Annotated in this window: 13 protein-coding genes; all 13 read left to right on the top strand. The window is 45.0% G+C overall.

Annotated elements, in window-relative coordinates:
- Positions 1-139: 139 nt before the first annotated feature.
- The 13 genes from GPK60_RS00895 (at position 140) to GPK60_RS00835 (ending at position 16,395) form a co-directional block, all read left to right on the top strand.
- Positions 140-3,220 carry a GtrA family protein gene (locus GPK60_RS00895; protein WP_215658680.1) on the top strand — a complete coding sequence of 1,027 codons (3,081 nt, stop codon included), beginning with the start codon at positions 140-142 and terminating at the stop codon, positions 3,218-3,220.
- Entirely contained in the window at positions 3,210-4,391 is a 1,182-nt protein-coding gene (locus tag GPK60_RS00890) for an aminotransferase class I/II-fold pyridoxal phosphate-dependent enzyme (RefSeq protein WP_215658684.1), read from the top strand. Before GPK60_RS00895 ends, GPK60_RS00890 begins: the two co-directional genes overlap by 11 nt.
- A gap of 1 nt (position 4,392) precedes the next feature.
- Entirely contained in the window at positions 4,393-5,304 is a 912-nt protein-coding gene (murB, locus tag GPK60_RS00885) for a UDP-N-acetylmuramate dehydrogenase (RefSeq protein ID WP_215658679.1), read from the top strand.
- A complete protein-coding gene (gene rapZ, locus GPK60_RS00880) occupies positions 5,305-6,162 on the top strand; it encodes an RNase adapter RapZ (RefSeq protein WP_022119807.1) in 858 nt (285 codons plus the stop codon).
- Between the two features lie 11 nt (positions 6,163-6,173).
- Entirely contained in the window at positions 6,174-7,142 is a 969-nt protein-coding gene (whiA, locus tag GPK60_RS00875) for a DNA-binding protein WhiA (protein WP_147631756.1), read from the top strand.
- On the top strand, positions 7,135-7,395 hold the full coding sequence (locus GPK60_RS00870; RefSeq protein WP_215658678.1) for an HPr family phosphocarrier protein: 261 nt from the start codon (positions 7,135-7,137) through the stop codon (positions 7,393-7,395). Before whiA ends, GPK60_RS00870 begins: the two co-directional genes overlap by 8 nt.
- 73 nt (positions 7,396-7,468) lie before the next feature.
- Entirely contained in the window at positions 7,469-8,986 is a 1,518-nt protein-coding gene (locus GPK60_RS00865; protein ID WP_215658677.1) for a response regulator, read from the top strand.
- Positions 8,983-10,755 (top strand): sensor histidine kinase, encoded by a 1,773-nt coding sequence (locus GPK60_RS00860; protein ID WP_215658676.1) that lies wholly within the window; start codon positions 8,983-8,985, stop codon positions 10,753-10,755. The genes GPK60_RS00865 and GPK60_RS00860 overlap by 4 nt, the downstream gene beginning before the upstream one ends.
- Before the next feature lie 2 nt (positions 10,756-10,757).
- Positions 10,758-12,134, top strand: coding sequence for an extracellular solute-binding protein (locus tag GPK60_RS00855; RefSeq protein ID WP_252191253.1), 1,377 nt, complete (start codon positions 10,758-10,760; stop codon positions 12,132-12,134).
- Positions 12,135-12,526: 392 nt separating this feature from the next.
- On the top strand, positions 12,527-13,291 hold the full coding sequence (gene truA / locus GPK60_RS00850) for a tRNA pseudouridine(38-40) synthase TruA (protein WP_215658674.1): 765 nt from the start codon (positions 12,527-12,529) through the stop codon (positions 13,289-13,291).
- A gap of 62 nt (positions 13,292-13,353) precedes the next feature.
- Positions 13,354-15,120 carry an arginine--tRNA ligase gene (gene argS, locus GPK60_RS00845; protein WP_147631761.1) on the top strand — a complete coding sequence of 589 codons (1,767 nt, stop codon included), beginning with the start codon at positions 13,354-13,356 and terminating at the stop codon, positions 15,118-15,120.
- A gap of 222 nt (positions 15,121-15,342) precedes the next feature.
- Positions 15,343-15,891 (top strand): hypothetical protein, encoded by a 549-nt coding sequence (locus GPK60_RS00840; protein ID WP_215658673.1) that lies wholly within the window; start codon positions 15,343-15,345, stop codon positions 15,889-15,891.
- 219 nt (positions 15,892-16,110) lie between these two features.
- Positions 16,111-16,395, top strand: coding sequence for a hypothetical protein (locus tag GPK60_RS00835; protein ID WP_215658685.1), 285 nt, complete (start codon positions 16,111-16,113; stop codon positions 16,393-16,395).
- Positions 16,396-16,413 lie beyond the last annotated feature (18 nt).

The following is a 16,413-nucleotide window of genomic DNA, read 5'->3' as shown; positions in this document are numbered from 1 at the left end:
GATATATACTGGAAAAGATATGGATGCAAAGATCAGGGTGTGGACTTTGTTCTTGTTCTGTGTAAAGATCAAAGCATCCAAAAAACGTAGTGCGGCGGATCATAAGAATCCGCTTTACAGAAAAAGTAAGGAAGGTAATATGGCAGAATTTATAAAAAAATTGTACCGTAATCAGGGCATCCGCTATATTTTCTTTGGCGGGTGTACGACATTTGTAAATCTTGGAAGTTATGCCCTGCTGCGAACTGTACTTGGGGTTGATATGACGCTTGCAAATGTGCTGGCGATCTTTCTCTCTATCCTGTTTGCATACGCAGTCAACAAACAGTTTGTTTTTGAAAGCCGCACGCATGGAGTGCGGGAACTGGCCGTGGAAATGGGCAGTTTTATCGGAATGCGTCTCTCCACAATGTTTATCGAAGTGTTCGGCGTTGTTTTTCTGAGCTGTCTGTTTGGCATTCCGGAAGTGGGTTCCAAGCTGGCACTTCAGGTGGTTGTGCTGGTGTTGAACTATATTTTCAGCAAAGTGTTTGTATTCTCGGAAAAAGAGAAGGCACCGGTAAATCCGGTAAAACGCAACTGCTGCATCCTCGGCTTTGCCATTCCGGCACTGACGATCGCACTGGCGTTTGCAGTCAATCAGGTATTTCCGTTTGGAGATCATGGTGTGCTGATCATCGATTCACTCCACCAGTATCTTCCGTTTTTTACGGAATTCCATGAAAAACTGGAACAGGGAAGTTCCCTTCGCTATTCTTTTGGAGGAGGACTGGGCTTTAATTTCTGGGCAACGTATGCCTATTATCTGGCGAGCCCGCTGAATTTCCTGATTGTGCTTTTCCCGAAGAGAAATATGATGGATGCGATGGCACTTCTGATCGTGCTCAAGATCGGACTTTGTGGTCTTACCTCTGCATGGTATTTCAGTACGAAGAGCAAAGGCCAGACTTACATGCCGCTTGTGTTCTCGCTGATGTTCTCTCTTGGCAGCTTTATCATCGGATACTATTTCAACCTGATGTGGCTGGACAGCATTGCCATGCTGCCGCTTGTGATGATGGGGATCGAGCAGATTTTAAAAGGAGAGAGGGGCAGTCTGTTCTGCATTTCCCTGTTTTATGCATTATACTGCAACTATTACATCGGCTTTATGCTCTGCCTGTTTTCCTGCCTTTATTTTGTGGTTCTGTGGATCAGTGCAAGAGAGATCAAGATCAAAAACATCATTACTTCAGCAGTCAATTTCGGCTGGCATGCCCTGCTTGCAGGAGGTATGGCTGCCGTGGTACTGCTGCCGGCCTATGTCGCACTTGGCGTTACGGAGTCTGCGGAGAACAGTTTTCCAAGCCCGATCAAGCTGTTTGTCAATAATTTATCGCAGCTGACGAGCCAGTTTGCATTCTGCGAACCGATCAACATTGCGGACGACCAGATCGGTGTCAATGCATTCTGCGGAACGGTGACGCTGATCCTGGCTGTTCTGTATCTGCTGGATAAAAATATCAAGCTGCGTGAACGGATCGCAAAGACGGCACTGCTTGTGCTGCTCTATGCAAGCTTTGATGTCAATGTGCTCAACTATATCTGGCATGGTTTCCATGTACAGAACGGACTGCCGAACCGTTTTGCATTTATCTATATTTTCCTGATGCTCACGATGGCGTTTGATGCCTGGAGGCATATGCATAAGTTTAAGGTATGGCAGGTTCTTCTGGCGATGGCAGCACCGCTTGCGTTTGCCATCTATTCTGCAGTGACCGGACTTGGCGAACGGGAACTGTATACGTATGGCATCACCATCGGACTTCTGATCCTCTATGGTATGGCGATGCTGATCTATCGCCTTGGGAAAATGCACCGGGAGGTCTTCCGCTCTCTTTTCTTTTTCCTGGCAGCGGTGGAAATGGTAAGTTATGCGATCTTTGGTGTATTCTGCAACGGAACTGTGGGACGAAGTACCTATCTGGATGAGCAGATCGCCTATGAAAAAACAACCGAACGACAGGAAGGCAGACAGGGAAATCAGGATAATTTCTATCGAAGCGAGATTGACAGCAACCGTATGCGTGACGAGAATATGTTCCTCGGAGCGGACGGCGTGGTTCTGTTTTCCTCTACAATGCCGGCAGCTACGGTTGATATGTGCAAAGGCCTCGGTATTGAGGCGAGAACGAATAAAAACGGTTACAATGGATTTACCAAACTGGTCAATGATATTTTCGGCGTAAAATATGTGCTCTCGAGCCGCGGAACCGATCAGCTCTATCAGATGGAGAAAGTCGATCAGGAAGGTGATATGAATCTGTATAAGAACAGCGGGGCATTGAGTCTTGGATTTATGGTAAAAGATGACATTATTGACTGGACGACAGACAGCACCGATCATTTTGAGGTACAGAATGATTTCGTGACGATGGCAACCGGTATGGATGAAGATCTTTTTGAACTGGAAGAGACGATCGACATGGAAGACGGCGGCACTTATACAATCGTGCTTCCGGCGGGCAAACAGGTTTATCTGGATGTGACCTCATCTGTGTCCAGCATTGAGATCACGACACCGGATTATACAAGAACATATGACACTTATAACGATCATCTGTATGACCTCGGATGTTTTGATGCGATCGACAATGCGACAGTCACCTGCACCTTTAAGGAAAACCAGAGCGGACCGGTGACAGCGGAAGTGTGGACCTGCGATCAGGAACTCTATCAGCAGGTACATGATGAGCTGGCCAAATCTCAGTTACAGCTCACAAAATTTGAGGACGGAAAGTTTGAAGGAACGGTGGAAGCGGCCGAAGACGGCGTTCTGATGCTTTCGCTTCCATATGATGAAGGATGGAGCGTCAAGATCGATGGCGAAGACGATGATTATTATATGATCGGAGATGCACTGACCGGTGTTGATGTGACAGAAGGAACACACACGATCACGTTTGAATATACGCCGGAAGGACTCTGGAAGGGTACCTGGATCAGCCTGATCTGTGTGGCACTTTACCTGCTGACCAGTGCGATCTGGATCAGAAAAGGTAAAAAGCCGGAACTTTTATCTGCAGGTGATGCGTTTGAAGAATATGATTTTGAAAACGGACAGGCAGAAAAAGACGCAGATGAGAAAGATGAAACAGCAGAAGAAACCGTATCTGCGGATCAGGCGGACGCAGATACAGGAGATATACAAAAAGGAGATGGAGAGGATCATGGAATTTGAGTTCTCGAAGAAAGCGGACAGCTTTCAGGCAGGAATTTTTGCAATATTAAATGAAAAGAAAGAAGAGATGGTGAAGGCGGGAAAGAAAGTTTATAATCTTTCCGTCGGCACACCGGATTTCAAGCCGGCACCTCATATCATGGAAGCTGTTTCAGAGGCGGCAAAAGATCCGGAAAATTATAAATATGCACTGACAGACCGCCCATTTCTTCTGGAGGCAGTGCAGAATTTTTACAAGAGAAGATTTGGTGTATCCATTGAGCCGGAAGAGATCATGACGATCAACGGTTCACAGGAAGGTATGGCTCATATTGCCTGGGCACTCTGCAATCCGGGCGATGTGGTCTTAACTCCGAATCCGGGGTATCCGATCTTCAGCATCGGTCCGTCTCTGTGCGGTGCGGATGTGCGTACTTATCCTTTGTACCGTGAAAACGGATTTCTGCCGAAGCTTTCCGATATTCCGGAAGAGATGGCAAAAGCAGCAAAATACATGCTGGTTTCTTATCCGTTAAATCCGGTCTGTGCAACGGCGAATGATGCCTTTTATGAAGAGCTGATCGCATTTGCGAAAAAATATAATATCATTATTTTACATGATAATGCATATTCTGATATTATCTACGGAGGAAGAGAAGGAAAATCTTTCTTAAGCTACGAAGGGGCAAAAGAAGTCGGTGTGGAGTTTTATTCTCTGTCCAAGTCTTACAACCTTACCGGTGCAAGAATTTCTTTTGTGATCGGAAATCAGAAGATTGTAGATAAATTCCGTTCTGTGAGAACGCAGTTTGACTATGGTGTTTTTCTGCCGATCCAGTACGGTGCGGCAGCAGCACTGAACGGTCCGCAGGACGCAGTGCTTGCACAGTGCGAAGAATATGAGAGAAGAAATCAGGCATTCTGCGGCGGACTTCGCAGCATCGGCTGGGATGTTCCGGACAGCGAAGGTACGATGTTTGTATGGGCACCGGTGCCAAAAGGACATGGTACATCGGAAGAATTCTGTATGGAACTGATGGAAAAAACAGGACTGATCGGTGTGCCAGGCAGCAGTTTCGGAAGTCTCGGAGAGGGATTTATGCGATTTGCCCTGGTAGAACCGGTTCCGGTGATGCAGGAAATTGTAAAAGCAATCGCAGAGAGCGGATTGTTGGAAAGAAAAGGAGAATGATGTGAAGCCAGATTTTTTAAAGCAACTTTGTGAAATTGCGGGAAAAGAAAATGTCAGAATAGACGAACCGATGAAACAGCACACAACGTTTCGCATCGGCGGTGCGGCGGATTATTTTGTTTCCCCACAGACAACAGATCAGATAAAAAATATTATAGACTTATGTAAAAGCGAGGCAATGCCATGGTATGTGATCGGAAACGGAAGCAATCTTCTGGTCAGTGACCGTGGATTCCGTGGAGTGATCATTCAGCTTTTTAAAAATTTTTCAGATCTTCGCGTGGAGGGAGACAGGCTGTACGTGCAGGCTGGCACACTGCTTTCCAGGACAGCGAAAAAGGCACTGGAAGCATCTCTGACAGGGTTTGAATTTGCAGCCGGGATTCCGGGAACCATCGGCGGAGCCATGGTAATGAATGCCGGAGCCTACGGCGGAGAAATGAAAGATGTGACAGAAGAAGTCACGGTTCTGACAGAAAAAGGCGAAATAAAAACCTTAAAAAGAGAAGAACTGAAGATGGGATATCGGACAAGCATCATTGCAGAAAAAGGCTATCTTGTGCTGGAAGCTGTTCTGCAGCTGACAGACGGAGATCTAAAAGAAATCCGTGCCGTGATGGAAGATCTGAAGAAAAAGCGGATTTCCAAACAGCCGCTGGAATATCCGAGTGCCGGAAGTACGTTCAAACGTCCGAAAGGATACTTTGCCGGAAAGCTGATCATGGATGCCGGACTTCGCGGATTTCAGGTCGGCGGTGCACAGGTATCGGAAAAACACTGCGGTTTTGTGATCAATACAGGCGATGCAACGGCAGAAGATGTCACCGAACTGATCCGTCAGGTGGCGGAAAGAGTAAAAGCACAAAGTGGTGTGACACTGGAGCCGGAAGTGAAATTACTGGGAGAATTTTAAATGAGATTTGTGATTGTGACCGGTATGTCAGGAGCCGGAAAAAGTACAGCATTAAACAGACTGGAAGATATGGGATATTTCTGCGTGGACAACCTGCCGATCTCGCTGATTTCCAAATTTGCGGAGATGGCGTACACACCGGGAAGTGAGATCCAGAGGGTGGCACTTGGCGTGGACGTAAGAAGCGGCGAGGCACTTGGAAAACTGGAAGATGTGCTGGAAGGCATGGCGGCAGCCAGTCAGAAATACGAGATCCTGTTTCTGGATGCAGCTGATGAAGTGCTGGTGAAGCGTTATAAAGAAACGAGAAGGACCCATCCGCTGGCACGCGGCGGCCGCGTGGACCGCGGGATCGCACAGGAGCGTGAGAAACTTGCGTTTCTGAAGCGTCATGCAGACTATATCATCGATACCAGCAAACTGCTCACAAGAGAGCTTAATATGGAGCTGGAAAAGATTTTTGTGGAAGGAAGAGAGTTTAAAAGCCTGGTTGTGACGGTACTCTCTTTTGGGTTCAAGTACGGAATTCCGGCGGATGCCGATCTGGTATTTGATGTGCGTTTTCTGCCGAATCCGTATTATATCGATGAACTGAAAAAACAGACCGGAAATGACAAACCGGTGCAGGATTACGTAATGGGATTTGATGTTTCCCATGTATTTTTAAATAAACTGACGGATATGGTGCAGTTTCTGCTGCCGAACTATGTGCAGGAAGGAAAAAATCAGCTGATCATCGGCATCGGCTGTACAGGCGGCAAACACCGTTCTGTGACACTGGCAAATAAGCTGTTCGAAAGCCTGAGTCTCCAGAATGATTACGGCATTCGCATCGAACACAGAGATATCGGGAAATAACGGAGGATGCCATGTCATTTTCAAGTGGAGTGAAGGACGAATTATCCAGACACCAGACGTTGGCACGCCATTGCCAGATTGCCGAGATCGCGGCGATCATCAGCATGTGCGGCGGTGTTTCCATATCCGAAAAAGACCATTACAGTTTAAAAATCCAGACAGAAAACGTATATGTTGCAAGAAAGTACTTTACATTATTGAAAAAAGCATTTAATATAGAAGTTGAAGTTTCAATCAGGCAGGGTACATTTTCAAAAGGAAGCCGTACATATACGGTGGCGGTGTTGAACCATGAAGATGCGATACGTATTCTGAAGGCGGCCAGGCTGTTCAATGCGGATATGGAAATTGAGGAGCAGTTTTCTATCTCGGACAATCTGGTGATTCAAAAAACATGCTGCCGACGGGCTTTTATACGAGGTGCTTTCCTGGCGGCGGGTTCCATCAGTGATCCGCAGAAATTTTATCATTTTGAAATCGTATGTGCGACGGTTCACAAAGCAGTTCAGCTTCAGGAGATTATGAATGATTTTGGCGTGGACGCGAAGATCGTACAGCGAAAAAAGCATTTTGTAGTGTATCTCAAAGAAGGATCCCAGATCGTAGATATGTTAAACGTGATGGGAGCTCATGTTTCTTTAATGGAGCTTGAGAATGTACGCATCTTGAAGGAGATGCGTAACTCAGTCAACCGCAAGGTCAACTGTGAGACAGCCAATATTCATAAGACAGTAAGTGCGGCAGTCAGACAGATCGAAGATATCCGCTATATTCAGCAGAAGATCGGTTTTGAGCAGCTGTCCGAGGGACTTGCAGAGATTGCAAGGCTGCGTCTGGAGCAGCCGGAGGCAACGCTCAAAGAGCTGGGGATGATGCTTTCAACCCCGGTCGGAAAGTCCGGCGTAAATCACAGACTGAGAAAATTAAGCGATATTGCGGAAACGCTAAGAGATAATGAGGAGGAAAATTATTATGATTAAGAAACCGATTACCATTCAGATTCCAAGTGGGCTGGAAGCAAGACCGATAGCACTGCTTGTTCAGGTTGCCAGCCAGTTTGAAAGTGATATCTATGTAGAGAGCGAACAGAGACGCGTCAATGCAAAGAGTATCATGGGTATGATGACATTAGGACTGACATCAGGGGAAGACATCATGGTGTCTGCCAGTGGTGAAGATGAGCAGGAAGCAATTGCAAACATCGAGAAATACTTAAGCGGCAAGGCAAATTAAATACAAACTGCAAAAGAAAATGTGCAGCCCCGATTTTTTCGGGGCTGTTTTTATACAGGGAGGTAGCAGTGCTATGACCGATATTATGCTGGTAGACGATGAAGTACTGGCACTGGAATATCTGAAAAACATGGTGGATTGGGAAAGAAACGGCTATCATGTGGTGGGATGTGCGACGAGTGGGAAAAAGGCTCTGGAACTTTTTGACAGGACGCATCCGCAGATCGTGATCTCGGATATCCGCATGCCGGGAACGGATGGTCTGGAGCTGACAAGACAGATCAAAGAAAAAGACAAAGAAACCGTTGTGATCCTGCTTTCGGCGTACCGTGATTTTGATTATGCTCAGAAGGGAATCCGCTACGGCGTATCCAATTATCTTCTGAAACACGAGCTTTCTTCGGAACTGATTCTAAAAGAGTTGGAAGAAGTGAAAGAAAAGCTGGAGAGAGCAGGCAATAAGAAAAAAATATATCAGAAATATTTTATGAATCAGCTGATCTACCATCGGGTGACGGCAGAAGAACTGGATAAGAGCATCCTGGGCAATCGCTTCTTTCTTCTGCTTCTCCACAAACGTAATCCGGTCATTCAGGGTGAGTTTGCCGAGACAAGGTGGACCGAAGAAGAGCAGGAGGCTGTGCGGAACATTCTGGAAGAGAGCCTGGAAAATATTGTGTTTTATGCGGCAGATGTGCAAATCACGGAGAACAACTGGATTTTACTTTACCGCATTGAAAATACAGCGAGCAAATACATGGTGAACAGTCTGATCCTGCGAAAATGCCATCAGATCGCAGATCAGCTGGAGCTGTGTTTGCAGATGCATTTTAACATGGTCTACAGCTACGAAATCACACCGGAGGAGATCAGTGAGACTTTCCGCACCATATCACGCCAGATCCGTTATTCCGTGTTCTGGGAAGATGAGGCGATCTGTGCAATGGAAAAAATGCCGGAAAAAGAAAAGAAAGCAATCTGGGGTGAACAGATCCGCATACTGCGGGAAGCGATCTATGGTTCAGAAGAGGAGCTGGAAAAGCAGATCGAGGTAATTTTTTCGGGAATCCGGGAAAAGGAAGATCTGGAAGACTGCAAAATGCTCCTGCCTTCGTTAAGCAATCTGCTCGGGGAACTGTGCGAGAGTGAAAACTGCAAAGAGATCGATCTGAAAGAACCGCTTTATACGATCCGTGAGATTGAACAGTATTATTGCAGGAATTTTTCGTACATACAGCAGAAATATGCAAGAAAAGCCCGGCTTGGTTATTCCAGAACGGTGCTGGATATGATCGATTATATCGAAAAAAATTATCCGCAGGAGTTAAGCCTGGAGCTGCTCGGTGAGAAATTTCATATGAACGGGGTATATCTTGGACAGATCTTTAAAAAAGAAACCGGACAGACCTTTCTGAAATATCTGACCAATGTAAGAATTTCCGAGGCAAAGCGTCTGCTATTGGAGGAGAACAGTACGGTCGCAGAAACAGCCCAGATGGTTGGCTACCGCACCAGCCAGTATTTCAGCCAGATCTTTATGCGGAACGTAGGGATGAAACCGCAGGAATATAAAAAACAGAGGAAAGAATGAAAACAGAGCGAAAGAAAAGAGACAAAAAACATTTAAAAGGACGGATCCTGCGGAGTATTTCTCTGATTTTGATATGTTCCATGATTTTGAGTACGCTGATCGGCTATTTATATTTTAATCAGGTGGTGCGAAAACAGAGGCTTGAAGAAGAAAAAAACCGTCTGATGCAGGTTGGCAGCCAGATTGCATTTCAGGCGGAGGATAACCGCCGGTTTGCACAGAGTATTCTGGTGGATGAACAGATGCAGTACCTTCTGGAAGAGAACGTCAAAGGGAATGAATTCCGCAGGCAGAACCAGTATGATAAGGTGACAAAACGGCTGGTGTTTTATAATAATCTGCGTACCTATCTGGAAGGGTCTGTTCTTCGGATGGCAGACGGAAATTTTTTCGGAAGCAGTTACAGCTCCAGGGACAGTGCCTATCTGAAGCAAAAATTAAAGCAGAAGGAACTGGAAGAATACACTGCAAAGAAGGAATGGATCTATTCCGATCCCTATTATGACAGTGACTCCGGAAATGATACAAGAAAGATCTGTTATGCGATCCCAATGTATGACAAACGCCGTTACGGTCATCTGAAAGCGACACTCTATCTGGAGATGAGCCTGGACTACTTTCTGACGCAGGTGAAGACTTATGCAAAAACACAGGACTTTGCTGCCCTGATCGGAAATGATTCAGAAATTCTGTACCAGAAGGATAAAAAGAATGTGCTACGGGATGCCATAAAAGAAAGAGGGCTGGATCAGGAAAATATTTATCATACTTCCGGCGGTTATCTGATCTGCATACCGGTAGAGGGGACCGGATGGAAGCTCTGTACGTTCCTTACCAATGCAGATCTTTTGGAAAACAGCAGTTTTGTGCTGAAGTTTTTTGTGCTCTCCTTTTTACTTTGCGTAGGACTGGTGCTGCTCGTTGTTTCCAAAATCCTGGAGAATATGGTGCGTCCGGTGACGGAACTGTCAAAGCAGATGGAACGCACGGAGTATGGCAAACAGCAGCCGATCCACATCGTCCATACCGGCGATGAGATCGAGATTTTATATCAATGTTTCCAGGATATGATGACGGAGCTGTACAAAGGAGAGCAGGAACGTATTGCTTATGAAAAGCAAAAACGTGACATGGAATATGACATTACGCTCTCACAGATCAATCCACATTATCTCTATAATGTATTAAATACAGTAGTATATTTATCGGCGGCCGGGAAAAATCAGGATGTAGTGAAGATCGTACACTCCCTGATCTATACACTGCATGAGACTTTAAAAGTCGGGGATGGAAATGTAGAAACCACCATTGAAAAAGAACTGGAACTGACGAAATGCTATCTGGATATTCAAAGATACCGCTATCCGGATGTATTTCAGGTGGAAGTAAAATGCGAAGAGGGATTAAAGGACTGCCTGGTGCCGAAAACCATGATCCAGCCGCTTGTGGAAAATGCGATCCTGCACGGGATCCTGCCGACGGAAGCATCCGGAAAGATCTGGATCATCATTCAGAAGCAGGGAGAAAAACTCTGTATTATGGTAAAAGATGAAGGGATTGGTGTCAGCAAAGAACAGCTGAAGCGGTTTAAGCAGGGAGAGACCATGGCAGAAAACAAGGCACGAAAACACATCGGTGTGGAGAATGTCCGTGACCGTATCCACTACCTGTACGGAGAGGGATTTGGAATGGAGATACAAAGCACACAAGGAAAAGGAACGACAGTCATTCTGACACTTCCGGTAAAAAGGGCGGAGGAAAAAGATTGAAAATGAGAAAAATCGGAAGGATTCTGACGGTGATGTTTCTGAGCGGAGGTCTGATGACCGGATGTCAGAAAAAGCAAACCGTGGTTTTACCGGAAAAAGAGCAAAAAGAAGAGGCAACAAAAACCGAGAGCAAAAACAAAGCAACACAGGAAATTTCTTTTGACGAAGAACTTCCGAAAGATTATGAAGGGACACTGACCATGTGGGGGTGGGATACCGACTATTATCAGACGGTCACACAGGCGTTTCAGAAGATCTATCCAAATGTTAGGTTTGAGTATACTTCCGTTGAAAACAAAGATATGCCAAAAAAATATGAAACAGCACTGATCGTCGGCGGAGAACTTCCGGACATTGCCTGGTCTGTCATCGACTCCAGAGGTGAAGTGTTTGAATTTGATATGTGGGAGCCACTGGAGCAGGAACCATACAATTTCCGTCTTTCGGAAGTTTATGAATATCTGCACCCGCATATGATCAACAGCAAAGGAAATGTCTGTGGGATTGAACAGTCGCTTTCACCGGCAGGGCTGGCGTATCGCAGAGATCTTGCAAAAAAATATCTTGGAACAGACGATCCGGAAGAGTTGGAAAAGATGATGCCGACCTGGGAAGCCTTTATCCAGAAGGGGAAAGAAGTTTACGAAAAAAGCAACGGCGAGGTCTATATGTGGTTTTCACTTGAGGATATCCGGCAGTTTACGCAGGAACAGTCCGATATGGTCTGGGTAAATGATGGAAAGATCAATGTGGAAAATGTTTTCGGCCGTTCCCTGTCGCTGATTACCCGTTTCCGTGATGAGCATATTTCAGATAATCTGATCACCTGGACACCGGCATGGAATGAGGCACTTCGGGAAGACCGGCACATTTTTACCGCCTGTGCAACCTGGTCTGTCAAATTCAGCATTGAATCAAGCGATCCGCAGCAGAAAAATCTCGGACGCTGGGGGCTGATGAGTGCACCGGAGGGAAATGCCAACTGGGGTGGGACAAGTATGGGAATCACAAAAACCTGCAAAGATAAACGTCTGGCGTGGGAATTTCTGAAATTTGCGACACTTTCGACCGAAGGGGCAAGGACACTCAACTCCATGGGACTTATGACTACGGCAAAAAAGCCATACGAAGAAGATCCGTCCCTGAAAAGCTATAAAAGCCGCTGGTTCGGAAATCAGGATCTGGGCATCTATTATATGGATCATATCATACCAAGCATTAAAACACGTACACTTACCTCGCAGGATGGTGTGATCCATGAATGTTTGCGGATGATTTTAAATGCCCTGAACAGAGATGGAAATCTTTCTTCGGAAGAAGCGGAAGAACTGTTAAGAGAAGAACTGCAAAAAGAGCTGAAAGATATTACCGTATATTAAAAAATGCAGAAAGCTGCGATGTGGCTTTCTGTAATTTATTTTCCATCTTATCATAAAACAAAAGCGGAATGCCTTTCCGAAGCATTCCGCAAATGTTAAAATAAGAGGGAGTTATGAAAAAGAAAAATTGTCTAAAGTGTTTCTTGCTTTGACAGTTATTATAATAAAATGAAAATATGAAATCCATGTGTTGTGATTGTGAAGAAATCATGAATAGATTTTGAGCGTTTATGAAAGAAATGGACGAAATTCAGAAAAAACGGTGACCGAATTGGACGGATTGACTGTTTGAGAATGAAAGTGAAAGAAAAATGATGATGAGTTTGAAGTATTATGCATAAAAAAGATAGAAAAAGAACGAAAAAGACGGAAAAAGAAAGGAGAGTGTGACGGTGAATTATAAGATATTAGTTCAATATGATGGAACACGCTACGAAGGATGGCAGAGACAGGAGCGTACCGAATCCACCATTCAGGGAAAAATCGAAGCGGTTCTGTCCAAAATGTGCGGGGAAGAAGTGCAGATCCAGGGAGCCGGACGCACGGATGCGGGGGTGCATGCAAAAGAGCAGGTGGCAAATGTACATCTGAAGGAACAGGTCGATCCACAGGAAGTGAAACAGTATCTGAACCGTTATCTGCCGGAAGATATTGCCGTATCCGAAGTGACAGAAGTTCCGGAGCGTTTTCACAGCAGACTGAATGCCACCGGGAAGATTTATGTTTACCGGATCGCCACCGGAGAAGTCAAAAAGGTATTTGAGAGGCGTTATATCTATGATTTCGGAGAAAAGCCGGATATGGAGCTTATGTGCCGGGCGGCAGAGATCCTTACCGGGACACATGATTTTAAGAGCTTCTGTGCCAACAGGAGGATGAAAAAATCAACGGTGCGGACGCTCTACAGCATTGATCTGAAAGAAAAAGAAGGGGAAATCGTGATCACATACACCGGAAATGGGTTTCTGCATCATATGATCCGGATTCTTACCGGAACACTTCTGGAAGTTGGAATGAAAAAGAGAAGTCTTTCCTCCGTGGCAGAACTGCTGGAAGTCAGAGACCGCGAAAAGGCAGGATTTACGGCACCGGCAAAGGGACTTACCCTTGAGAAGGTCTTATATTCTCCTTTACAAAAAGAAAGCGAAACATTATAATAAAAAACAGAGTTTCCGGCAGGATACCGGAAAATAAACAGTTTAGAGGAAAGGAAAACCATATGAAAAAAATATTGGATCTGATTTCAGAAGAGGTTGTCAAAGCGTTTGAAGAAGCCGGCTACAGTGCCGATTTTGCAAAAGTGACGCTTTCCAACCGTCCTGATTTATGCGAATATCAGTGTAATGGTGCACTGGCAGCAGCAAAAACCTACAAAAAAGCTCCGATCATGATCGCAAATGATGTTGTGGCAAAACTGAAGGAAAACGGTATTTTCCAGGAAGTACAGGCAGTCAGTCCGGGCTTTATCAACCTGAAGCTTTCCGGAGATTATCTGGCAGAGTATTTAAAACAGATGCAGGCAGATGAAAATCTTTCCGTAGAAAAAGCAGAGCATCCAAAGAAGATCATCCTGGACTACGGCGGACCAAACGTGGCAAAACCGCTGCATGTCGGACATCTGCGTTCTGCGATCATCGGTGAGAGCATCAAACGTCTCGGACGTTTTATGGGCCATGAGATGATCGGGGATGTACATCTTGGAGACTGGGGTCTGCAGATGGGACTGATCATCACAGAGCTGCGTGAGAGAAAACCGGATCTGGTTTATTTTGATGAGAGTTATACAGGAGAATATCCGGAAGAGCCGCCATTTACGATCAGCGAGCTGGAAGAAATCTACCCGACTGCAAGCGGAAAATCCAAAGAAGATGAAGCCTACAAAGAAGCTGCCATGCAGGCAACCTATCAGCTTCAGCACGGTCACAGAGGTTATCAGGGTATCTTAAAACACATCCTGAATGTATCCGTAACAGACTTGAAGAAGAATTACGAACGTCTGGATGTATCTTTTGATCTCTGGAAAGGCGAGTCCGATGCACAGCCGTACATCCCGGATATGGTAAAATACCTCAAAGATAACGGTTATGCCTATATCGATGACGGAGCACTTGTAGTAGATGTTAAAGAAGAGTCTGACACCAAGGAAATCCCGCCGTGCATGATCCTGAAATCTGACGGGGCTTCCCTCTATAATACGACAGACCTTGCGACGATCATCGAGCGAATGAAACTGTATCATCCGGATGAGATCCTCTACGTGGTAGATAAACGTCAGGAACTGCACTTTATCCAGTGTTTCCGCTGTGCAAAGAAGGCAAAACTGGTAGAGGATGATACCAGACTTACCTTCCTTGGCTTCGGCACGATGAACGGTAAAGACGGAAAGCCGTTCAAGACACGTGACGGCGGCGTTATGCGTCTGGAAAACCTGATCAAAGAGATCAACGAAGAAATGTATCGCAAGATCATGGAAAACCACGAGACCGATCCGGAAGAAGCAAGAAAGACTGCACAGATCGTCGGACTTTCCGCAATCAAATACGGAGACCTTTCCAACCAGGCATCCAAAGACTATGTCTTTGACGTAGACCGCTTCACTTCCTTTGAAGGAAATACCGGTCCATACATTCTGTATACGATCGTGCGTATCAAATCCATCTTGGCACGTTATCAGGCAGAAGGCGGTTCTCTGGAAGGAATCACCATCCAGACACCAAACAGTGAGAGCGAGAAAGCTCTGATGCTGGCATTGTCCAAATTCAATGCAGTTATGGAAAATGCTTTTGAAGAACTGGCACCGCATAAAATCTGTGCCTATATTTATGAGCTGGCAAATGACTTCAATCATTTCTATCATGAAGTCAAGATCTTAAGCGAAGAGAACGAAGAAAAGAAAAAAGGTTACCTGGCACTTCTGATGCTGACAAGAGATGTGCTTGAGAGCTGCATCCATGTACTTGGATTCACATCACCGGAGAGAATGTAGGAAGTGTAAAACACGGAACTCGCAGAGCCTTTATCTTAGTCGGAGATAAGATAAAAATCAGACACTGTGGCGAAAAGCGTCATGGTGTCTCTTTTTTTGCAGTTTTCTGCGTTCGAAAGATCGGCAAAAAAACAAAAAAGAAGTATGCAGTCTTTTTTGAAAACATAGGATGTAAAACAGGACAGGCATGGAAAAGAAACATGCCGGGAAAGGAAACATGCTATGATTTTGAAAGAAAGGATCTTGTATTCAAAACGAAGAACAAGGCGGTATCATCGAAAAGAACCGTCAGCAGATAAGAAGAAAAAAATGTATAGATTTTTGGCTGCATTGTGGGGAGTGTTATCCGCAGGCATTTTGCTTTTCGGATACGTGGCAGGAGCCAGGAGCCGTCATATCACAATGAACGGGTCGGTACATATTTTACTGGAAGAAGAGGAAGAACAGACGGAGAATATCGAAGTAAAACCGGGAGAGCAAATAGAAAAATCTGCCTGGGTCACCGTTGAAAAAAGTGAAGCGAAGGTGCAGGTGCGGGTCAAAGTACTGGCAGACGGGATCATGGCACCGCAGCAGAGAGATCTGTTAGAAAACATTCAGATGAATGAAAACTGGTTCTATTGCGAAAAAGATGGCTATTTTTACTGTGCAGAAAAACTTTGTGAAGGAAAAAAAGTACATTTTCAGGCAAAAATCACAGTCCCCCCAAAATGGAAAGAATGGACAGAAGATCTGCAGTTTCGACTGGAGCTGGCAGCTGACGGAGTATAATTTGCATATATAAAAACTTATTGTTGACATTATATCACTTTTACATTATAATAGCAACATATCAAAGAAAAATCTGTTTTTCAATGCCGTTCGGCAGGAAAATCCAATGAAAAAAGAAAATAAGGAACCTGTGCGAAGCGGCTTGAAAAAACTGCTTGGGTTTGTGTATACTGAATTCGGACAGACTGCTTCGTACAAACAAAAGAAAGGGGCAGTCTTATGCAAAAACAAAAGAATCAAAAGCAGATTGTATACGCAGATGTAGTTATTCATGATATGCCGCTCAGGAGTCTTCTGTATATTGGCAGGACATATGAGCAACTTGTACCGGTAAGAGAACGTTACAGAAAAGGAATGGTAAAACTTCCAATGCCGGAGGTTTACACTTTTTATAATGGAATAGAAAAGTTAAAACAACAAGATGCGAAAACTTTAAAAAAATGGCTCAGATTTGCAGTCATGGCAGATAATATCGGACAATTTGAGAATGCCATATCAGAGTAATATGACGGTGAAAGAACA

This window comes from Ruminococcus sp. MCC718 (assembly GCF_018783905.1).
Lineage (GTDB): Bacteria > Bacillota > Clostridia > Lachnospirales > Lachnospiraceae > Hominisplanchenecus > Hominisplanchenecus faecis.
Note: the sequence above shows the minus strand (reverse complement) of the source record. Positions and strands in the feature narration are given on the sequence as shown.